Below are 19,205 nucleotides of genomic sequence, written 5' to 3'. Positions count from 1 at the left end.
TGGCACGCAGCCCGTGACGCTCTGCGTCACATTCGAGAGCGGACGCGGAGCGTCCTGAGCGGCGTTACCACGCAGAGCGTGGGAACGATCAAGCCTGATCCGACACTGATCGTGCCCATGCTCCGCGCTCATCGTTATACACAAATCGACCTGAAGGAATGCGGTATCTGAAAGTGGGAGCGGACTTGTCCGCGAATACTGCATTTCATACGCTGCATCTTCATCGGATGTACCAGCTTTCGCGGACAAGTCCGCTCCCACGGTCGAAATAGTGCTCGCTCCAGATGCTCATTGCGACTTGTGTATAACGATGAGTGCTCCGCGTGGGTATGCAGCCCGTGACGCTCTGCGTCACAAATGGCACGGATTGCAGATTAGTGAGCCGGGCGCATAACGTGCATAACGATGAGCGCAGGAGCGTGGGAATGATCCCTCGATCCGTGCGCTTCCAGCTGCGCCTCAATCCCTTTCCAGCAACACCGGCAACTGCGCCACCAGCTTCTGCGCGTTCAGTGGCGAGCGGATGAAGCCGCGCTGTCTGCCATCCGGCCCGATCAGGGCCAGGTTGCCGCTGTGATCGACGGTGTAGCCCGGCTTGCTGGTGTCTGCCGGAATGAACGGAATACTCAGTGCGCTGGCCAGTTTCTGGATGTCTGCAACAGGCGCAGTCAGGCCGATGTAGCGCGGGTCGAAGTAGCCCAGGTACTGCTTGAGCTGCTGCGGCGTGTCGCGGTTGGGGTCGACGCTGACCAGCACAACGCGCATGTTGTCCACGGCTTCCTGAGGCAGCTTCGTTCTGATGTCACGTAGCTGCGCCAGCGTGGTGGGGCAGATGTCCGGGCAGTAGGTATAGCCGAAAAACACCAGCGTCCATTGACCCTTCAGTTCGTCCACAGCAACAGGTGCGCCGTTCTGATCATTCATGCTCAACGAAGGCAGGCTGCGGCTTTGCGGCAGCAGGATGACGCCTGCGTCGATCAATGCCGTCTGATCCCCCGGTCCTTTGCCGGACAGCACGCGGTTGATGGTCAGGCCCATGATCAGGGCAACGACAGCGACAAGGATGAAGACGGTTTTCTGGGTTCGGGTCATGGCATCAACAGTAGGTAATGATCGGCGAGCAGCGCGATGAACAGCAGGAACAGGTACCACACAGAGTACTTGAACGTGTCGATCGCGGCGTGCGGTCGAGTGCCACGGTACAGCACCCAGCTCCATCGCAGGAAGCGCAACCCCAGCGCCAGCGCGCAAAGCAGATAAAGCAGGCTGCTCATGTGAATCACGTACGGCAGCAGACTGACCGCCAGCAGGATGCAGGTGTACAGCACGATATGCAGCTTGGTGTAGTGCTCGCCGTGGGTCACCGGCAGCATCGGGATCTCGACGCGGACGTACTCGGCCTTGCGATGGATGGCCAGCGCCCAGAAGTGCGGCGGCGTCCAGGCAAAGATGATCAGCACCAACAGCAAGGGCTCGGCGCTGACCTGCCCGGTCACCGCCACCCAGCCCAGCAGTGGCGGCGCAGCCCCGGCCAGCCCGCCGATGACGATGTTCTGCGGCGTGGCACGCTTGAGAAAGCCGGTGTAGATCACCGCGTAACCCAGCAGCGATGCCAGTGTCAGCCAGGCGGTCAGGGCGTTGATGAAGATGAACAGCAACGCCTGACCCGACAGCGCCAGCAACAGCGCAAAGCTCAGCGCCGCGACAGGCGGGACGCGTCCCTGAGCAATCGGCCGATGATGAGTGCGCGCCATCTGCGCATCGATACGCCGGTCCACCACATGATTCACCACAGCCGCGCCCGCCGCGCACAGACCGATGCCCAGATTGCCGACGATCAGCGTTATCCATGGCACCGCCGTGTCAGTCGCCAGAAACATACCGATCATGGACGTGATCAGCATCAGCAGGACCACCCTGGGTTTGGTCAACTCAAGGTAGTCATGCCACAGGCTGTACAGCGAACGCTGTCGGGTCAGTGAATTCATTTCAATGCATCTCTCGAGCGCAGTCCGGTACCGGCGATCTTTGCCAGGGCATCGTGTTCGATGCGCGGCAATGACCACGGCACAGCGACCCGGTAGTTGATCAAGGTCATGCACAGCATCAGAACCGCGCCGCCCGCACTGTGTGCCACCGCAAGGACCAACGGCAGGTGCAATAGCACGTTGCCCAGCCCGAACAGAAGTTGCACCCCGAGCGCCGACACCAGCAGCACCGCCAGCCTGTTGAGACCGACACGCCTGAGCTGCCAGGCCAGCGCAACCAGGGTCAGCGAGACAAGCACCGCGCCCATCCGGTGCGTGAGGTGGATGGCCGTACGCGCCTCACTGTCGAGATGGCCACCCTGATAATTCGGGCCGATGTGCTGGGTCAGATGAAACGCATTGCTGAAGTCTGCCTCCGGCCACCAGCGCCCCTGACACGTGGGCAGATCCGTGCAGGCCATCGCCGCGTAATTGGCGCTCACCCAGCCGCCCAGCGCGATCTGCAGGACCACAAAGATCAGCCCGAGCCGTGCCAGCACCCTGAGGCGAGCAGGCACCCGCGACAGAGCAGGGCAGACGCCGCTCAGTCGCAGGCTCAGCAGAAACAACAGGCTCAAGGTTGCGACGCCACCCAGTAGATGAACCGCGACCACGGGCGGCCAGAGCAGCAGCGTAACGGTCCACATGCCGAACGCTGCCTGCGCGGCCACGATGCCCAGCAGTCCCGCCGCCAGCTTGAACGGATGCCCCGCCAGATGCCGGTGCCTCCAGGCCTGCGCCGCCAGCAGCAGGATGAGCAGCGTCAGGCCGCCCGCGAAATACCGATGGGTCATCTCGCTCCAGCCTTTGTCCGCCTCCACGGGCGTATCCGGAAAATTCAGCTGCGCATGCTCAAGCTGCCGCTCGGTGCCGGGCACGCCGATAAAGCCGTAGCAGCCCGGCCAGTCGGGACAGCCCAGTCCCGCGTGGGTCAGGCGCGTGTAGGCACCAAGCATCACGACCACCAGCGCAAGGACGGTAGCCATTAACGCAAGACGAAATCCGGGGCGGGTCATGACCATCTCCCTTCAGCCGATGTTCGAGAGTTTCAGCAGGCGGCGCAGGTCTTCGAGCAGGTCCTTGCCGTTGACGTTTGCGTCGTAGCGCAGCACCAGATTGCCGTGCGGATCGATGATCCACAGGTAAGGCGTCTGCAGGTCGGGCGCGAGCGTGCGGTAGCGCGACAGGTCCAGTGGATAACGCAGCAGGCGCGGGTATTCCCGGTTCAGCTTCGCGGCGTATTCGGCGTCCAGCGGCTGAGCACCGGCCAGCGCATGACTGGCACGAGCCGCGTCCCGCCCCAGCCCGATCTGCACCTGCCGCGCCAGATACACCAGTTGCTGACACGTCGTCTCGCAGCGACCGGGCGCGCTGACCAGCAGTTGCCAGCGTCGTTCTCCGGCCGAAACACCGAGGTCCATGCGGCTCTGGCCATTGCCGATCAGGAAACCGTGATAACTGCGACTCTCGGGCACCCAGAACCCGAAGACGTACATGCAGGTGGCCAGAATCATGGGTGCAAAGGCGATCAGCACCACCAACAGCAATTGCAGACGTCCTTTGCGCCGACGCCTTGCATCAGGCATGTCGATGGGGTTCATGGCGGCTCCCATGCTTGTCCTCCTGCGCGGTTCGACCGAGCACCCGGCCTCGGTACAGATAAAGGCACAGCAGCGCGGTGGACAGCGCAAACCACTGCACGGCGTAGCCCACATGCTTTTCAGGACTGATCGCTACCACCGGCCAGTCGACCCGGAAAGCCATAGGGCCAGGCTCCAGCCTCAGCTCATGGGGATAACCTTCACGTCCCAGCTGGCTCCACAGCTGATCGGCAAAGACTGCGTTTACCAGCCTTGGCCAGGAGCCTTGTGGCGCATCAGGCTCCAGTTGAAAGGGCGCACGGGCGGGCACGTAGACCCACGCGTCCAGCGCCTGCACGTGATTGGGCGTATTGACGACCGGCCTCGTGCGTCGGTCCTTCCAGGGCAGCCAGCCGCGATTGACCAGTACCCAGAGCCCGCTGGCGTGATCCATGAAGGGCTGGAGCAGCTCGACGCCCGCACGGCCGTCGCGAATGCTGTTGTCCAGCAACACGCTATGGGCTGAATCGAAGTGGCCACGAATGTGCACACGACGCCAGGCGGGGTCCTCGGCGTACAACAACTCGCCGATGTTGACGGGAGCGGCGGCGCGGCGCTCGGTGAACTGACTGAGCATGGAACGCTTCTGTTCGCCCCGTTCCAGTTGCCAGAACCCCAGAGAAATCAGAACCGGTAGCAGGAGCAACACGATCAGCGTCGGCCACAGTCCCGGTGCGAAGCGCTTCATCACAGCCTCCGGTCCGGCATGACGGCCGGACCTATACTCCACTGCATCATCGTGATTGCTCCTGGAGTCCTCTCATGCTCAAAGCAGCGATTGTTCTAATGCTGGCTGCCACGGTGGCCAGCCTGTTCAGCGGCCTGTTCTTTCTGGTCAGGGACGACAATCACTCGACCCGCCTGCTCAAGGTTCTGGCGTTGCGCGTCATCCTCGCCGGGCTGACCCTGATTCTGATCACCTGGGGGTTCTACAGCGGGCAACTGCCGTCACCCTGATGATGATCGTGTCCATGCTCGCATGGGCATGCAGCCCGTGACGCTCTGCGTCACAAAGCGGACGCGGAGCGTGGGAACGATCAGAGCCAGCCGCGTACACAATCGGAAGGCGCTCTAAATCACGTACACGAACACAAACAGCCCGACCCATACCACGTCCACGAAATGCCAGTACCAGCTCGCCGCTTCGAAGCCGAATTGATGCTCGGCGTCGAAATGCCCGCGCAGGATGCGGATCAGCATCACCAACAGAATGAGCGTGCCCATCGTGACGTGGGCACCGTGAAACCCGGTCAGCAGGAAGAAGGTCGCGCCGTAGATGCCGGATCCCAGCGTCAGGCCCAGTTCCTGATAAGCATGGATGTACTCTTCGACCTGAAAGAACAGAAAGGTACAACCCAAAAGGATGGTCAGCGCCAGCCAGCGCTTCAGCGCGGAGCGGTGTCCTTTCTTCAGGGCATGATGGGCGAACGTGATCGTCACGCTGGAACTGACCAGCAGCACGGTGTTGAGCAACGGCAGTTTCCACGGATCAACAATGCCGCTGGGTGCCGGATAGAGTTTCGGGTCCGGCGTATCGAGCATCGGCCACGTGTATTGGAAGTTCGGCCAGAGCATGTTCGAGATCCCGTTCGCCCCTTCGCCGCCCAGCCACGGTCCGACCCAGATGCGCACGTAGAACAGTACGAAAAAGAACGCCAGAAAGAAGCTCACCTCGGAGAAGATGAACCAGGCCATGCCCCAGCGAAACGAGCGGTCCATCTGCGCGCTGTACAGACCTGCCCGACTTTCCTTCACCACTGCGCTGAACCAGCCGTACATCATGTACGCCACCAGTAGCGCGCCGATGAAGAAGATCAACGGACCATTGGAATCGGGCCGCTCGGCTTTCATGTCGTTGAACCAGGTACCCAGCCCGAACATCGTGATCAACAGCGCCACGGTGGCAATGATCGGCCATTTGCTCTGGGCCGGAACGTAGTAATGCTCGTGGGGCGTTGCCATTTCAGTCTCCTTTGACCACCGCTCTTTCGAGCCTTTTGGCCACTGGCACAGCGGGCGTGCGGCGCTCGGTGATGTCGAACAGCGTGTAGGCCAGCGTGAGGTTCTTCACCTCTGCGGGCAGGTCGCGATCGACGATGAAACGCACCGGCATCTCGATACGCTCACCCGGTTGCAGCACTTGTTGGGTGAAACAGAAGCACTCGGTTTTGTGAAAATAGGCCGCGGCCTGACCCGGCGAGATACTGGGTACGGCCTGGGCTTTCATCGGTTGGTCGGTCGGGTTCTGCGCCACGAATATCATCTCGTTGATTGCACCCGGATGAACCTCTATCTGGTCCGTCCGGGGATAGAACGCCCAGACCATGCCAGCCGAATTGGATGACAGGAACTGCACTTTCACCTGACGCGTTTCATCGATGACTTGCGTGCCCTGATACTGATCGCCGGTCTTGCCATTGATGCCAAACGCCTTGCACATCACGTCGTAAAGCGGCACCAGCGCGAAGCCGAAGGCGAACATGACCAAAGCCATCAGCAGCAGGCGGGTGATGAGTCGTTTGAGAGGCAATGTCTGGTTCATGCGCAACTCACTTCACGTCCGGCGGTGTACTGAAGGTGTGATACGGCGCAGGCGAGGGCAGGCTCCACTCCAGCCCCTCGGCGCCGTCCCAGGGCTTGGCCGGTGCCGGTGCGCCGCCCCGGATGGTTTTGATCACGATAAACAGAAACAGTAGCTGGGTTGCGCCAAAGGTGAAGGCGCCAACCGACGAGAGCATGTTGAAATTGGCGAACTGCAGGTTGTAATCCGGAATACGGCGCGGCATGCCCGCCAGGCCGACGAAATGCATAGGGAAGAACGCTAGGTTCATGCCCACGAAAGACAGCCAGAAATGCAGTTTGGCCAGGGTTTCGTCGTACATGTGCCCGGTCCACTTCGGCAGCCAGTAATACGCCGACGCAAAGATCCCGAAGATCGCTCCGGGCACGAGCACGTAATGAAAGTGAGCCACCACGAAGTAAGTGTCCTGATACTGAAAATCCGCAGGCGCAATCGACAGCATCAGCCCGGAAAACCCGCCGATGCTGAACAAAATCACGAACGCCACGGCAAACAGCATCGGTGCTTCAAACGTCAGCGACCCTTTCCACATGGTGCTGACCCAGTTGAACACCTTCACGCCGGTCGGCACGGCGATCAGCATGGTGGCGTACATGAAGAACAGCTCGCCCACCAACGGCACGCCGACCACGAACATGTGATGCGCCCAGACTATGAACGACAGAAACGCAATGGCCGCAACTGCATAGACCATTGAGGTGTAGCCGAACAGCGGCTTGCGCGAGAACGCCGGGATGATCGAACTGACTGCGCCGAAGGCAGGCAGGATCATGATGTACACCTCGGGATGACCGAAGAACCAGAACACGTGCTGGAACAGCACCGGATCACCGCCGCCTGCTGCGTTGAAGAAACTGGTGCCGAAATGAATGTCCATCAGCATCATGGTCACGCACCCGGCCAGCACCGGCATCACAGCGATCAACAGAAACGCGGTGATCAGCCAGGTCCAGACGAACAACGGCATTTTCATCAGTGTCATGCCGGGCGCGCGCAGATTGAGAATGGTCGCCACCACATTGATCGCCCCCATGATTGAGCTGATACCCATCATATGAATAGCAAAAATGAAGAAAGTCACGCTTTCGGGTGCATAGGTCGTGGACAACGGGGCGTAGAAGGTCCAGCCGAAATTGGGTCCGCCGCCGGGCATGAACAGGGTTGAAACCAACAGCAGGAATGCCGCAGGCAGCAACCAGAAGCTGAAGTTGTTCATGCGCGGCAGTGCCATGTCCGGCGCGCCGATCATTAACGGGATCATCCAGTTGGCCAGGCCGACGAAGGCAGGCATCACGGCGCCAAAGACCATGATCAGGCCATGCATGGTCGTCATCTGGTTGAAAAACTCCGGCTCGACGATCTGCAGACCCGGCTGGAACAGCTCGGCGCGAATCACCATGGCGAACGAACCGCCCAGCAGGAACATGGTGAAACTGAACCACAGGTACATCGTGCCGATGTCCTTGTGATTGGTGGTCAGCACCCAGCGCATCAGGCCCTTGGCAGGACCGTGGGCATGCTCATGGCCAGCGTGGCCATGATCGTCAATCACTGCACTCATGTCGGTCTCCCGAGACAAAGAATGTGCTGAATGGACACTGCTCTTGTGGGAGGCGGCTTGCCGGCGATGAAATCAATGCGGTGTATCAGAAAAATCACGTCATCGTTCATCGCCGGCAAGCCGCCTCCCACAGTCCGGTTTTTGCTGTGCGAGAGCGCTACGTCGAAGACGTGGTGGCGCCTCCCACGGTCTCCTTCGCTGCGAAACGGCACCCCATTCATGGCTGCACCTGCTTGAGCGTCAGCACTTCCCTGGGCGTGACCATGTCGCCCTTGTTGTTGCCCCAGGCGTTGCGCTCGTAGGTCACGACGGCGGCGATATCCACCTCTGACAGCTGTTTGCCGAACGCCGCCATGGCTGTGCCCGGCTTGCCGTTGACGACGATGTTCAAGTGATCGGCAATCGGGCCGGTAGCTATCTTCGAGCCCTTGAGAGCCGGGAACATCGGCGGCAGCCCTTGGCCTTCGGGCTGATGACAGGCCACGCAAACGGTGTGATAGACCTTGTCGCCTTGGGCGATGAGCTCTTCGCGGGTCCAGTCCTTGCTGGTCAGCTCCTTGAGCCTCGCGGCCTCCTGCTTGCGCTCGGCTAGCCAGTTTTCATAATCGGCGGGCGAGCGGGCATCGACCACAATGGGCATGAAGCCGTGGTCCTTGCCGCACAGTTCGGTGCATTGGCCTCGGTAGATGCCGGGCTTTTCGATACGCGTCCAGGCTTCGTGAATGAACCCTGGGACCGCGTCACGCTTGACCGCAAACGCTGGCACCCACCAGGAGTGGATCACGTCCGCTCCAGTGACCAGAAAGCGGATCTTTTCACCGACGGGCAGCACCAGAGGCTGATCCACTTCCAGCAGGTAGTGCTCGCCCTTGTCGTCACGGTTATGGATCTGATGAGTGGTGGTAGCGAGGTTGCTGAAGAACTCGACGTCCTGCCCCAGGTACTTGTAGTGCCATTTCCACTGATAACCGGTGATCTGGATATCGACGTCCGACTCGCTGGCGTCGTACATGCTGATCAGGGTGCGGGTGGCCGGAATCGCCATGGCGACCAGTATCAGGAATGGGACGACGGTCCAGAGGATCTCGACCGTGGTGTTTTCATGGAAATGCGCAGCCTTCTGGCCTGAGGAACGACGATGCGCAACTATCGACCAGAGCATGGCGCCAAACACCACCACGCCGATCACCACGCAGATCCAGAAGATGGTCATGTGCAGATCGAACACAGCTCCGCTGACCACTGACGCGCCGGGTGACATGTTGGTCGTCCAGTCTGCGTGTGTCTGCTCGAACGCTGACCACAGCAGCAGGCCCATCCAGACCCTTGGATGCCGCATTTCGGGCTCCCCCCACACACTCTTGTTCTACGCGGATCACGCCGCGGGCAAGGCAGTGGGCTACCGACTGCAGGACCGTGACCAGAGGCCACAAGCCGACTTCCTCAGACATCGAGTATAGACACGGCACGAGGAACGCAACGCAGCGCCGGATGAGTGCACCGTGCCAGACAGCGGGCGCGGTGACCGGTCGAACCTTCCGAAAACGCTCAAAAAGAGGGTTTTTAGAGCGAAAGCATATAAATGTGAATCGGTTATGACAAAAACGTCTGAGGTATTTAGTTAATCAAGCTAACGTATGACTTTGATCAATAACACCCACCTGGTTATATGCTTTCAGGAGCCCATACCGTCATGAACACGGCCGCATTGCGCGAGCAGATCCAACGAGCACAACAGCACGAGGCCGAGACAGGCCAGCTGCTGCAACAGCTGAAAACTCAGCTTCCGCACCTTCATCCTGCCATCCACCTGCCCGAAGTTGACGCACAGGGCGCACTGACGCGTTTTGTCACCGCTTATATCGACCTGGTCCCCGATCTGCTGGACGCCGCTCACGAAGTGGCGATCGAGGCAGGCATCGAAGGCCAGATCAAACCGGTACTCAAGATTGCCGAGCACTTTTTCACCGCACCCCCTGAAATCATGCAGGGCCACGAAGGACTCGACAGCCTGCTGGATGAGGCCTATCTGGCGCATCGTCTGGTCGAGGAAGTAAACGATCTTTACATCAAGCACTTCGGCCAGCCGCTGATTCCGTCCAATACGACGGTTGCCAGCGTGATTGCTCACCAATTGATCGGCGAACAGTTTGCCAATCAACTGGACGAGGCTGTCCATCACGCGGTTGATCAATTGCTTGATGATGAGGATTTCGCGCTGGACTCGGTCGAAGCCTATCGCGAAAAACTGAGCAGCCCCGACACCGAAGCCGCCTGGAAGCGCTGGCCGAGTCTTTCACGTCAATTGGGTATCGGTCTGGAACTGGAACGTTCCGCGGGCTGATTCGCCACCGAATTCATGTCTTCGCCGCAAAGGAAGGAGCCGGATGATGCTCCGCTGCTACGCGAAGACCCATCCGGCTCCCTTGTGTCGATCAATATTTGCGCCGATCAACAGCAGACTGAATCAGGCGGCGCCTGAGCCAATCCCCGTGTTGGTGTACACCCTTCCTTCGAGTCGACGCTTCAAGCCGCGAGGTTCAATCACCAGCTTCGTCCCGTGAGCGGCATTCGCACGCCCCCAGTCCTCAAGCAGCTCCAGACAGGAGTGATCGATGTAGGACAGGTTGTTCAACGGCACATGCAACGTGGTACCGACCGGAACAGTGCCCAGCACCTGAGTCAGCGCCGGCACTTTCAGGAACGTCGCAGCACCCACCAGACGCAGCTCGTACTCGTTCTTGCCCGGCAGCTCGACCAGATTGATCTTCAGTCGCGACGCCTTGAGCGCCAGCTTGACCAGTGTCAGACCGAAGCCCACCAGAACGCCCGTCAACAGGTCGGTAAAGATGATCGCGCCGGCGGTGGCGGCGTACGTGAACATCGGCATGCGACCGTAGCGACCGAGCCCCTTGAACGTCTTAAGATCGACCAGCTTCAGACCGGTGTACACCAGCACACCTGCAAGGCTCGCGACCGGAATGCTCTGCAGCACGCTGGACAGCAGCAGGACGAACGCCAGCAGCCACAGGCCGTGGAAAATCGTCGAAAAGCGAGTTGTCGCACCAGCCTGAACGTTGGCCGAACTGCGCACGATCACACCCGTCATAGGCAGGGCACCCAACAGGCCGCACAGCATGTTACCCACGCCCTGGGCACTCAGTTCCTTATCGAAGTCCGACCGCACGCCGCTGTGCATGCGGTCCACCGCTGCGGCAGAGAGCAGTGTTTCGGCACTGGCGATGAAGGCCACGGCGATGGCCGCGATCAGGATCGCAGGATCGGCCAGGTTCATCAGGTCGGCAGGGCGCAGCCAGTCGATGGCGTCGGAGAGGTTTTCAGGTACCTGGACCCGCTTGACGTCCAGCGCCATGAACAGGCTGATGGCGGTCGCGATACCAACACCCAGCAGCGCACCTGGAACGAAGCGCAGCGACGCAGGGCGAATCTTGTCCCAGCCCCACATGATCAGGATGGTACCCAGGCCCAGCATACCGGCCTGCATGCCCGATCCCGGCCCAAAGGCCTGGACCAGCGTCGTCGGGAAGCCGATCAGGTTATCCAGCCCGGAGGGTTTCGGTCCACTGTCGAACATCACATGGGCCTGTGACAGCACGATCAGAATGCCGATACCGGCGAGCATGCCGTAGACCACGGCCGGTGCCGTGACACGGAACCAGCAGCCGAGCTTGAAGCGACCGGCCAGCAACTGAAGCAGACCTGCCAACAGCAGAATCGGCCCCAACATCGCCATTCCATGCTCGCGCACCACTTCGAAGACCAGTACCGCCAGACCTGCGGCCGGACCGCTGACCTGCAAGGGCGAGCCGGCCAGCCAGCCGACGACAAGACCACCGATGATGCCGGTGATCAGACCCTTGGCTGGTGGCATGCCGGATGCGATTGCGATCCCCATGCACAAGGGCAGGGCTACCAGGAACACGACCACGGAAGCGAGCAGCTCCCGTGGTAAAACGGATTTCAATGCTGTAGCACCCATGACACTTCTCCGGGATTCTTCAGACGAGGCAAAGCTGGCGGCGCGCTCCATGCGCAGCCGCCACCAGCTAAAGAAGGGTGTGCCGTCAGTCGTGACTGATATCAGTCAGCTGAAAAGCGTGCTTTCGGGGAAGCCATCGGTGTCGGGCCCGAGCCGTCGAGCGGCACGAAGCGGTCACTTTCAGCGTCATAGGCCAGGATTTCACTGGTTTCGATGCTGTAGACCCAGCCGTGAATGAACAGCTGACCGCTGGCCATCTTGGCTGCAACCGAAGGGTGCGTGCGCAAGTGATGCAACTGGGAAATCACGTTTTCCTGAGTCAGGACCTGCATGGTTTCCAGCTCGCCACTGCAACTGCAATTCTGTTCAACGACGGTACGGGCAACCTCAGCGTGGCGCAGCCAGGCTTTTACCGTCGGCATCTTGTCCAGGCTGTCGGGATTGAGCACCGCTCGCATGGCACCGCAGTCAGAGTGACCGCAGACGATGATGTGTTGTACGCCCAGCGCAACGACCGCGTATTCCAGAGCCGTGGATACACCACCGTTCATCTGGCCGTACGGCGGAACGACGTTGCCGACGTTACGGGTCACGAAAAGGTCGCCTGGCGAGCTCTGAGTGATCAGCTCGGGAACGATGCGCGAATCCGCGCAGGTAATGAACATGGCTCGCGGCGATTGCGCGGTAGCCAGTTTCTTGAAGAGTTCTTCCTGTTGGGGGAAGACTTCCTTACGAAAATGTACGAAGCCATCGACGATATGTTTCAACGCTACGTCGGCGCTATCCGAGTGGCTATGTGTGCTGGCCGACGTAGCCGACGGCTGTTTATCCATGTCTCTCATGTCTTCATCCTCTCTGACGGATTGATGTGGATTTCTCATGCGTGCTTAACCAGAGCCGGATGTGATCCCTGTTGTTTGGCCTCACGAACAAATCCTTTGAACGCTACCGCTGGTGTCACTCCGAGTTACAGACTAAACGCCCAAGCTTAAGTGAAACTGAATGCGACCGCTCTGGAATGCGGGTTTGCACGATAGTCCCAAGTTCGTTACAGCAATGACATCTGCCCGCCCGGAGGGCAAAACGCGTCGCAATCGAGCACGAAACTCTCACGCCTGTTCAATCCCAATCGCTTGATCGACATCGCATAACGTTGAGCAAGCAGGTCTGCAAATGGACCTTCACCGCGCATGCGAGTGCCAAACTGGCTGTCGTACAGCGCACCGCCCCGGCTCTGGCGGATCAGACTCAACACATGATCGGCGCGCTGGGGGTAATGCGTCTTCAGCCACTCGTCGAACAAGGGCGCCACTTCAAGTGGCAGACGCAGCATCACATAACTTGCGCTCAAGGCACCTGCCGCTTTCGCCTCGCTCAGCATGGCTTCCAGCTCACTGTCGTTGATCATTGGAATGATCGGCGCGCACAGCACGCCAACCGGCACACCGGCCTGACGCAACACCTTGATCGCCCTCAACCGTGCCTTGGGTGCTGCGGCCCTCGGCTCGAGGATGCGCTTGAGCTCGTCGTCCAGCGTCGTCAGGCTGATGAACACCGACACCAGCCGCAGCCTGGCCATTTCCGCCAGCAGATCCAGGTCACGCAGGATCAGCGAGCCTTTGGTAATGATGCTGACCGGGTGACGATAGCGCAGCAATACCTCCAACGTGGCCCGAGTGATTTTATGCTCACGCTCGATGGGTTGGTAAGGATCGGTATTGGCACCCAGCGTGATTGGCGCGCAGCGGTAACCGGGCTTGGACAGCTGTTGTTCCAGCAACGCCGCCGCGTTGGTCTTGGCGATCAGCTTCGTCTCGAAATCCAGGCCCGGCGACATGTCCCAGTACGCATGGCTGGGCCTGGCGAAGCAGTAGATGCAGCCATGCTCACAGCCTCGATAAGGATTGATCGAGCGATCGAACGGAATGTCCGGAGAGCTGTTGCGAGTGATGATGCTCTTGGCGGTCTCGAACGTGACCGTGGTGCCCTGAGTCATCGGCACTTCCTGATACCAGCCATCATCCTCGGCAACGGAACGACTGGGTGCAAAGCGGTTGTGCGGGTTGGTGGCGGTTCCGCGGCCGCGAATCGGAGAGGAACTGGACATGGATTGACGCCTGAAATACTGTTTTTATATACAGTACAGCACCGCGCAAATGGCCACTCATCAAATACCCGTCACCCTGACAAACGGCACAGCGGGCAGTTGATGGGCGACGCCCGTTTTCAAATCCGGTAACAGGAAAGCGTTTCCCTTGCCGACGCCATTCCGTTATCACTCGTCCCCGGACGGCTTATGGAAAAGCCCGTCCAGTCTCACTATCCGCACTGAAAAGGATTTCAGGCATGCACACTGTTTTTTCCGTAGCGGCCCTGACAGGCGCTTCAATGTTATCGCTCTCCTTCATGCAGGCCCATGCGGCCGGGCTTTCTGACGGCAGCAAGCCATTTGATCAGTACCACTGGGTCACGACCCACAATTCGTACGAAAAAATAAACCAGAACCTCAAGGAAATGCCCCAGCAGTTATCAGATGGCGTGCGGGGCTTCATGCTCGACCTTTACACGGATCACAAGCAGAAGGGTTTCAACCGAATAATCGTGTGTCACAAGAGCCTCGCCTGCTATGGACCTTGGGGCAACCATCTGAAAAATGAATTCATTCCATTCCTCAAAGCCAATCCAGCTGAAGTGGTCACGCTGTTCCTGGAAAGCTACGTAACCCGCGACGACCTTCAGCAGGTCTTCGCCAGCGTTCCTGAACTGGCCGATTACTCATTCGATCCTGACAACTTCGCGAACGAACAGTGGCCGACGCTGGATGAAATGGCGCGTAGCAACAATCGCCTGATTCTGCTGACAGACCGATCGGAACTGGAAGGCAACTACGCCGTGGGGAACAAAGCCGTCAAAGTGCTTTATGACCAGGACTGGCTGGTACAGAACCGCTGGGATACGCTGGGGGCGGTGGCCACAAGTCTGTTGGCTTTTCATGACTTTTCGTGCCCGACACGCTGGAGCGATGTGCCGCTGAATACCCGAACAGTGGCTCGGGAAACAGGCAAGCGCTGGAACCGGCTGTTTCTGATGAATCAGTTCCACACCGCCACCTCCACGACCTTCGACTCTGGCTCCTTCGACAACAACCTGACCTACCTCAGGCACCGCACTGATAACTGTGGCGTCACGCCAAACTTCATTGGCATCAACAACTATCAGAATGGCGACACACTGGCCTACACACAAGCGCTGACCCAGGGCGGGATCTACTTGTGGGAAGGCCATGGTGCCGACAGGACGCAAGACACGGTGTGCGTGATCCCCAACGGTACACAAACACTGCTTCTGCCCGAAATGGGTTGCGAGAACGATGAGGCTCAATCGCTTTCGCTGTCGGGTATCGCAAAAGGCACACGGATTACCGTTTTCGACAGTCCCCACGCCAGCACTGACGACGACTACGCCACGGTCGACGTCAAACGGGACATCGGTATTTCCGAGCACGTTATCGTTCATGAGTTTGAACGTACGCTTGAGACCGACGACTATCGCGTGAACTACTTCAAGTACAACGGGCTTAATGGCAAGGTTTCCCGGGTGGAAATCCAGGTGCCTTGAAGTGGGTGCTGGAACAAAGGCTCGTCTGATCAGGCGAGCCCTTGATACATGAAAACCAGACTGGCAGCCGCGTACATATTGCCACCTGTCACTTTTGTCAGTAGACGTTCTTTTGAATGAGGACTAGCGTAACTGGACGCCAGATTCAATCCGACGCTGGCCCTTTACCTGACAGCGAGGTGGGTAATGGCCAAGTATGAAATTCGCCTGTCTACCGAGAATATCGAAACGCGAGGTTCCGTCAAAATAGCGATCCGGTTTTATGAAGAAGATGAGCTTCAAGACAAAGCCTTGATCACGTTGGTTACCCGAGAAGATTACAAAATAAAAGGCAGTCTGGGCCAGGATGAGCAAGCGCTCATTGATTTGGCGACGGCATTTGAAAGAAAGATTCTTGAGTTGACTGATGGCTGATAAATACACCATCCAATACATTTTATGCTGCAAGACCAGATAACATGGAGAAAAAACTATGGCCAGCCGTGAAGTTCGACTTTCAGTCGAAGATTTTGAAAACGATAAAATCCCGGAAGTCGTTATAGAGTTCTATAAGGAAGACGAGCTTCAGTACGCGGCGTATGTCACTTCGTCTGGCAAGCTCGACACCGTCGGAAGTCCGGCTGATGTAGACGGCCAGGCGGGGACTGATCAACGAGATGACGCCATCCTCATTGAACTGGCCAACGCTTTTATAAAAATGAAGCTCGATTGATGCGTTTACCTGCCATGAACAATGAGCGCTTTTCTTCACGTTTGTTCATGGCAGATACCGTTCCACTCAGCTCGGATCAACCGGCTTCTTCAACTTCGGATTCGGAAAGAACTGCACGCCCTGCACCTTTGGATCAGCCGGCTTGACCACCACCTTGTTGACCCGAGTGCCCAGTTCTTTCGGCACCGAAAGCCCCTGCTCGTTGAGCGTATCGCTATAGCCGCAGTGCACGCACTCGCGGTGCGGCACGTCGTCTTCGCTCCACATCATCAGCTTGTCAGGCTCGCTGCACGCTGGGCAGACAGCCCCGGCGATGAAGCGCTTCTTGGTAACGACCGCAGGTGTATCGGTCATGCTGCCGCGTCCTCACTCAGACCACTGTGGCGCAAGAGTGCGTCAATCGACGGCTCGCGTCCTCGGAAGTCGACGAACAGCACCATCGGTGCCTGTGAACCGCCACGGGCCAGAATGGCTTCGCGGAAAGCACGACCGGTTTCGGCATTGAGCACGCCGTCCTCTTCGAACTTCGAAAACGCATCGGCCGACAGCACTTCAGCCCACTTGTAGCTGTAGTAACCCGCTGCGTAGCCGCCCGCGAAGATGTGCGCGAAGCTGTTCGGGAAACGGTTGTAGGCCGGTGGACGCATGACCGACACTTCGTCACGAATGCCCTCCAGCACCTGCAGCACACTGCGGCCATCGCCGTGGGTGGCGTGCAGTTCGAAGTCGAACAGCGAGAACTCCAGCTGACGCACCATCATCAGGCCGGAATGGAAGTTGCGCGCAGCGAGCATCTTTTCCAGCAAGTCCTGGGGCAGCGGTGCACCGGTTTCGTAGTGACCGGAAATCAGCGCCAGGCCTTCCGGCTCCCAGCACCAGTTTTCCATGAACTGGCTTGGCAGCTCGACCGCATCCCATGCCACACCATTGATCCCGGATACACCCGCGTGATCGATACGGGTCAGCAGGTGATGCAGGCCGTGGCCGAATTCGTGGAACAGCGTGGTGACTTCGTCGTGGGTCAGCAGTGCAGGCTTGCCACCGACTGCCGGAGTGAAGTTGCAGACCAGATTGGCAACCGGGCTCTGCAGAGTGCCCTCAGCGGTGCGACGACGGTCGCGAGCGCCGTCCATCCAGGCGCCGCCACGCTTGTTGGCGCGGGCGTACAGGTCGAAGAAGAAGCGGCCGACGTGCTGACCGTTTTCCTTGATTTCGAACAGACGGACGTCCGGATGCCAGGCGTCGAAGCCTTTCTGCTCGGCGATTTCAATGCCGTACAGACGCTGAACGATGGCAAACAGGCCGCTCAGCACCTTGTCGATCGGGAAGTAGACACGCAGGGCTTCCTGGGAAACGCTGTAACGCTGCTCACGCAGTTTTTCGCTGTAAAAGCCGCTGTCCCAGCTTTGCAGATCCGGGCAGCCCTGTTCGGCGGCGTAAGCCTTGAGCTCTTCCAGATCCTGCACGGCAAACGGCTTGCTGCGCTTGGCCAGGTCGCGCAGGAAGCTCAGCACCTGATCGCTGGACTCGGCCATCTTGGTCGCCAGGCTCAGTTCCGCGAAGTTCGCGTAACCCAGCAGTTGGGCCAGTTCCTGACGCAGGTCGAGGATCTGTTCCATGACCGGGCCGTTGTCGTTCTTGCCGGCATTCGGGCCTTGATCGGACGCGCGCGTGCAGTAGGCCGCGTAGAGTTCTTCACGCAGCGCGCGGTCTTCGGCGTAGGTCATTACCGCGTAGTAACTCGGGAACTCCAGGGTAATCAGGTAGCCGTCCAGATCCTTGGCCTTGGCGGCGGCGGCCATCTGCTGCTTGGCCGAATCGGTCAGGCCGGCGAGGGCGGATTCATCGGCAACCAGCTTGGTCCAGGCTTGAGTGGCGTCCAGCAACTGGTTGGAGAACTGGCTGCCCAGTTCCGACAGCTTGCTCTGCACTTCGGCATAACGTTTCTGCTGCTCGGGCGGCAGGTCGATACCGGACAGGCGGAAGTCACGCAGCGCCTGCTCCAGAATGGTCTTCTGGCCGACGTCAAAATTCGCTGCTTCCGGGCTGTTGGCCAGCGCTTCATAGGCTTGGAACAGCTCGCGGTTCTGGCCCATCTCCGTGGAGTAGGCGCTCAATGCCGGCAGGCAGGATTCATAGGCTTCGCGCAGTTCGGCGCTGTTGCACACGGCATTCAAGTGGCTGACCGGGCTCCAGGCAGCGCCGAGACGATCATTCAACTCGTCCATGGTCAGCACCAGTCCGGCCCAGGTCGGTGTCGATCCCTGTTTGGCGAGAATGTCGGCAATTGCAGCGCGGTTGTCCGCCAGAATCTGTTCGATGGCAGGTTTGACATGCTCGGCACGGATCGCCGAGAAGGGTGGCAGGTCGTACGATTGCAGAAGCGGGTTGTTCGCGCTCACGGTTTTGCACCTTGGCTGGAAGAAACACTCCTGCATCTTAATTACAATCGACGCCGACCGCAGCATCGAAACCCGCTTCACTCACCTATCACTGCCAAAGAAGGAGCCTATCGTGGCCATTCGCAAGTTTCAGGACCACACACCATCGCTCGGCGAACGGGCCTTCGTCGACCATTCGGCGGTGGTGATCGGCGATGTGGAAATCGGTGCCGATAGCTCCATCTGGCCGCTGACCGTGGTGCGCGGCGACATGCACCGCATTCGCATCGGTGCGCGCACCAGCGTGCAGGACGGCAGTGTGCTGCACATCACCCACGCCGGGCCGTTCAATCCCGACGGTTTTCCCCTGCTGATCGGCGATGAAGTGACCATCGGCCACAAAGCCATGCTGCACGGCTGCACCATCGGCAATCGGATCCTGATCGGCATGGGCTCGACCATCATGGACGGCGCAGTGGTGGAAGATCAGGTGATCATCGGTGCGGGCAGCCTGGTGCCGCCGGGCAAGGTGCTGGAAAGCGGCTTTTTGTATGTAGGCCGCCCGGTCAAACAGGTGAGGCCGTTGACCGAAAAGGAAATCGCATTCTTCCCTTACAGCGCGACCAACTACGTGAAACTCAAGGATCAGCACCTGGCGGAAGGCTTTGACCAGCCATGCTGAAGA

At 59.2% G+C, this 19,205-nt stretch carries 20 protein-coding genes; 6 read left to right on the top strand and 14 right to left on the bottom strand.

Annotated elements, in window-relative coordinates:
• Positions 1-459: 459 nt before the first annotated feature.
• Genes CFBP1590_RS00315 through CFBP1590_RS00295 form a run of 5 tightly spaced genes read right to left on the bottom strand, consistent with a single transcriptional unit; the run spans position 460 to position 4,355 of the window.
• Entirely contained in the window at positions 460-1,092 is a 633-nt protein-coding gene (locus tag CFBP1590_RS00315; protein ID WP_088234264.1) for an SCO family protein, read from the bottom strand.
• Complete coding sequence (gene cyoE, locus CFBP1590_RS00310; protein ID WP_088234263.1) at positions 1,089-1,988, bottom strand: heme o synthase; 900 nt, start codon at positions 1,986-1,988, stop codon at positions 1,089-1,091. The genes CFBP1590_RS00315 and cyoE overlap by 4 nt, the downstream gene beginning before the upstream one ends.
• Complete coding sequence (locus tag CFBP1590_RS00305) at positions 1,985-3,043, bottom strand: COX15/CtaA family protein (protein ID WP_331717157.1); 1,059 nt, start codon at positions 3,041-3,043, stop codon at positions 1,985-1,987. Before CFBP1590_RS00305 ends, cyoE begins: the two co-directional genes overlap by 4 nt.
• Positions 3,044-3,055: 12 nt before the next feature.
• Complete coding sequence (locus CFBP1590_RS00300) at positions 3,056-3,640, bottom strand: PA_0111/PP_0108 family redox-active disulfide protein (protein ID WP_088236340.1); 585 nt, start codon at positions 3,638-3,640, stop codon at positions 3,056-3,058.
• Positions 3,606-4,355: an SURF1 family protein gene (locus tag CFBP1590_RS00295; RefSeq protein WP_088234261.1), complete on the bottom strand. Its 750-nt coding sequence runs from the start codon at positions 4,353-4,355 to the stop codon at positions 3,606-3,608. The genes CFBP1590_RS00300 and CFBP1590_RS00295 overlap by 35 nt, the downstream gene beginning before the upstream one ends.
• 74 nt (positions 4,356-4,429) lie before the next feature.
• On the opposite strand from CFBP1590_RS00295, the gene CFBP1590_RS00290 reads away from it, so the two are divergent.
• Positions 4,430-4,624 (top strand): twin transmembrane helix small protein, encoded by a 195-nt coding sequence (locus CFBP1590_RS00290; protein ID WP_088234260.1) that lies wholly within the window; start codon positions 4,430-4,432, stop codon positions 4,622-4,624.
• Between the two features lie 114 nt (positions 4,625-4,738).
• Here the strand turns inward: CFBP1590_RS00290 and CFBP1590_RS00285 are convergent, their stop codons facing one another.
• From CFBP1590_RS00285 to coxB, 4 genes are all read right to left on the bottom strand, one after another.
• Positions 4,739-5,629, bottom strand: a complete 891-nt coding sequence (locus CFBP1590_RS00285; RefSeq protein WP_029243070.1) for a cytochrome c oxidase subunit 3 — start codon at positions 5,627-5,629, stop codon at positions 4,739-4,741.
• 1 nt (position 5,630) lies between these two features.
• Positions 5,631-6,209 carry a cytochrome c oxidase assembly protein gene (locus tag CFBP1590_RS00280; RefSeq protein ID WP_029243071.1) on the bottom strand — a complete coding sequence of 193 codons (579 nt, stop codon included), beginning with the start codon at positions 6,207-6,209 and terminating at the stop codon, positions 5,631-5,633.
• A gap of 7 nt (positions 6,210-6,216) precedes the next feature.
• Positions 6,217-7,809 (bottom strand): cytochrome c oxidase subunit I, encoded by a 1,593-nt coding sequence (gene ctaD / locus CFBP1590_RS00275; protein WP_069142638.1) that lies wholly within the window; start codon positions 7,807-7,809, stop codon positions 6,217-6,219.
• A 217-nt stretch (positions 7,810-8,026) separates the two neighbouring features.
• Positions 8,027-9,148, bottom strand: coding sequence for a cytochrome c oxidase subunit II (gene coxB, locus CFBP1590_RS00265; protein WP_088234258.1), 1,122 nt, complete (start codon positions 9,146-9,148; stop codon positions 8,027-8,029).
• Positions 9,149-9,502: 354 nt separating this feature from the next.
• Here coxB and CFBP1590_RS00260 point away from each other — a divergent pair, with 354 nt between their 5' ends.
• Positions 9,503-10,153 (top strand): hypothetical protein, encoded by a 651-nt coding sequence (locus CFBP1590_RS00260; RefSeq protein ID WP_025996479.1) that lies wholly within the window; start codon positions 9,503-9,505, stop codon positions 10,151-10,153.
• 123 nt (positions 10,154-10,276) lie between these two features.
• On the opposite strand, the gene CFBP1590_RS00255 is transcribed toward CFBP1590_RS00260, so the two are convergent.
• The 3 genes from CFBP1590_RS00255 to CFBP1590_RS00245 all read right to left on the bottom strand — a co-directional run bounded on the left by CFBP1590_RS00255 (position 10,277) and on the right by CFBP1590_RS00245 (position 13,916).
• Positions 10,277-11,809 (bottom strand): SulP family inorganic anion transporter, encoded by a 1,533-nt coding sequence (locus CFBP1590_RS00255; protein ID WP_025996480.1) that lies wholly within the window; start codon positions 11,807-11,809, stop codon positions 10,277-10,279.
• A gap of 101 nt (positions 11,810-11,910) precedes the next feature.
• The gene (locus CFBP1590_RS00250) at positions 11,911-12,651 is read right to left on the bottom strand and encodes a carbonic anhydrase (protein ID WP_025996481.1); all 741 of its coding nucleotides are present in this window, start codon (positions 12,649-12,651) and stop codon (positions 11,911-11,913) included.
• A 206-nt stretch (positions 12,652-12,857) separates the two neighbouring features.
• Positions 12,858-13,916 carry a PA0069 family radical SAM protein gene (locus tag CFBP1590_RS00245; protein WP_029243075.1) on the bottom strand — a complete coding sequence of 353 codons (1,059 nt, stop codon included), beginning with the start codon at positions 13,914-13,916 and terminating at the stop codon, positions 12,858-12,860.
• Positions 13,917-14,155: 239 nt separating this feature from the next.
• Here CFBP1590_RS00245 and CFBP1590_RS00240 point away from each other — a divergent pair, with 239 nt between their 5' ends.
• The 3 genes from CFBP1590_RS00240 (at position 14,156) to CFBP1590_RS00230 (ending at position 16,139) form a co-directional block, all read left to right on the top strand.
• Positions 14,156-15,427 (top strand): phosphoinositide-specific phospholipase C-related protein, encoded by a 1,272-nt coding sequence (locus CFBP1590_RS00240; RefSeq protein ID WP_058430484.1) that lies wholly within the window; start codon positions 14,156-14,158, stop codon positions 15,425-15,427.
• Between the two features lie 186 nt (positions 15,428-15,613).
• Positions 15,614-15,841 carry a hypothetical protein gene (locus tag CFBP1590_RS00235; protein ID WP_029243077.1) on the top strand — a complete coding sequence of 76 codons (228 nt, stop codon included), beginning with the start codon at positions 15,614-15,616 and terminating at the stop codon, positions 15,839-15,841.
• Between the two features lie 58 nt (positions 15,842-15,899).
• Entirely contained in the window at positions 15,900-16,139 is a 240-nt protein-coding gene (locus CFBP1590_RS00230; RefSeq protein ID WP_029243078.1) for a hypothetical protein, read from the top strand.
• 66 nt (positions 16,140-16,205) lie between these two features.
• Here CFBP1590_RS00230 and CFBP1590_RS00225 read toward each other — a convergent pair whose 3' ends face one another.
• Both CFBP1590_RS00225 and prlC read right to left on the bottom strand, forming a co-directional pair.
• A complete protein-coding gene (locus tag CFBP1590_RS00225) occupies positions 16,206-16,493 on the bottom strand; it encodes a YheV family putative zinc ribbon protein (protein ID WP_004882506.1) in 288 nt (95 codons plus the stop codon).
• The gene (gene prlC, locus CFBP1590_RS00220; protein WP_162999701.1) at positions 16,490-18,577 is read right to left on the bottom strand and encodes an oligopeptidase A; all 2,088 of its coding nucleotides are present in this window, start codon (positions 18,575-18,577) and stop codon (positions 16,490-16,492) included. The genes CFBP1590_RS00225 and prlC overlap by 4 nt, the downstream gene beginning before the upstream one ends.
• Positions 18,578-18,653: 76 nt before the next feature.
• On the opposite strand from prlC, the gene CFBP1590_RS00215 reads away from it, so the two are divergent.
• Positions 18,654-19,202 carry a gamma carbonic anhydrase family protein gene (locus CFBP1590_RS00215; RefSeq protein WP_029243080.1) on the top strand — a complete coding sequence of 183 codons (549 nt, stop codon included), beginning with the start codon at positions 18,654-18,656 and terminating at the stop codon, positions 19,200-19,202.
• Positions 19,203-19,205: the final 3 nt, after the last annotated feature.

Origin of the sequence: Pseudomonas viridiflava, assembly GCF_900184295.1 — a bacterium.
Taxonomy (GTDB): domain Bacteria; phylum Pseudomonadota; class Gammaproteobacteria; order Pseudomonadales; family Pseudomonadaceae; genus Aquipseudomonas; species Aquipseudomonas viridiflava.
The sequence above is the reverse complement of the archived record's forward strand: the minus strand, read 5'-3'. Positions and strand labels throughout refer to the sequence as shown.

Bases quoted from the DNA above. Each gene is read 5' to 3' on its own strand.
- CFBP1590_RS00285 (WP_029243070.1), bottom strand. From the start codon at position 5,629: ATGGCAACGCCCCACGAGCATTACTACGTTCCGGCCCAGAGCAAATGG.
- CFBP1590_RS00260 (WP_025996479.1), top strand. From the start codon at position 9,503: ATGAACACGGCCGCATTGCGCGAGCAGATCCAACGAGCACAACAGCAC.
- ctaD (WP_069142638.1), bottom strand. From the start codon at position 7,809: ATGAGTGCAGTGATTGACGATCATGGCCACGCTGGCCATGAGCATGCC.
- CFBP1590_RS00290 (WP_088234260.1), top strand. From the start codon at position 4,430: ATGCTCAAAGCAGCGATTGTTCTAATGCTGGCTGCCACGGTGGCCAGC.
- CFBP1590_RS00240 (WP_058430484.1), top strand. From the start codon at position 14,156: ATGCACACTGTTTTTTCCGTAGCGGCCCTGACAGGCGCTTCAATGTTA.
- CFBP1590_RS00235 (WP_029243077.1), top strand. From the start codon at position 15,614: ATGGCCAAGTATGAAATTCGCCTGTCTACCGAGAATATCGAAACGCGA.
- CFBP1590_RS00245 (WP_029243075.1), bottom strand. From the start codon at position 13,916: ATGTCCAGTTCCTCTCCGATTCGCGGCCGCGGAACCGCCACCAACCCG.
- CFBP1590_RS00255 (WP_025996480.1), bottom strand. From the start codon at position 11,809: ATGGGTGCTACAGCATTGAAATCCGTTTTACCACGGGAGCTGCTCGCT.
- CFBP1590_RS00250 (WP_025996481.1), bottom strand. From the start codon at position 12,651: ATGAGAGACATGGATAAACAGCCGTCGGCTACGTCGGCCAGCACACAT.
- cyoE (WP_088234263.1), bottom strand. From the start codon at position 1,988: ATGAATTCACTGACCCGACAGCGTTCGCTGTACAGCCTGTGGCATGAC.
- CFBP1590_RS00295 (WP_088234261.1), bottom strand. From the start codon at position 4,355: ATGAAGCGCTTCGCACCGGGACTGTGGCCGACGCTGATCGTGTTGCTC.
- CFBP1590_RS00225 (WP_004882506.1), bottom strand. From the start codon at position 16,493: ATGACCGATACACCTGCGGTCGTTACCAAGAAGCGCTTCATCGCCGGG.
- prlC (WP_162999701.1), bottom strand. From the start codon at position 18,577: ATGCAGGAGTGTTTCTTCCAGCCAAGGTGCAAAACCGTGAGCGCGAAC.
- CFBP1590_RS00315 (WP_088234264.1), bottom strand. From the start codon at position 1,092: ATGACCCGAACCCAGAAAACCGTCTTCATCCTTGTCGCTGTCGTTGCC.
- coxB (WP_088234258.1), bottom strand. From the start codon at position 9,148: ATGCGGCATCCAAGGGTCTGGATGGGCCTGCTGCTGTGGTCAGCGTTC.
- CFBP1590_RS00280 (WP_029243071.1), bottom strand. From the start codon at position 6,209: ATGAACCAGACATTGCCTCTCAAACGACTCATCACCCGCCTGCTGCTG.
- CFBP1590_RS00230 (WP_029243078.1), top strand. From the start codon at position 15,900: ATGGCCAGCCGTGAAGTTCGACTTTCAGTCGAAGATTTTGAAAACGAT.
- CFBP1590_RS00300 (WP_088236340.1), bottom strand. From the start codon at position 3,640: ATGGGAGCCGCCATGAACCCCATCGACATGCCTGATGCAAGGCGTCGG.
- CFBP1590_RS00305 (WP_331717157.1), bottom strand. From the start codon at position 3,043: ATGACCCGCCCCGGATTTCGTCTTGCGTTAATGGCTACCGTCCTTGCG.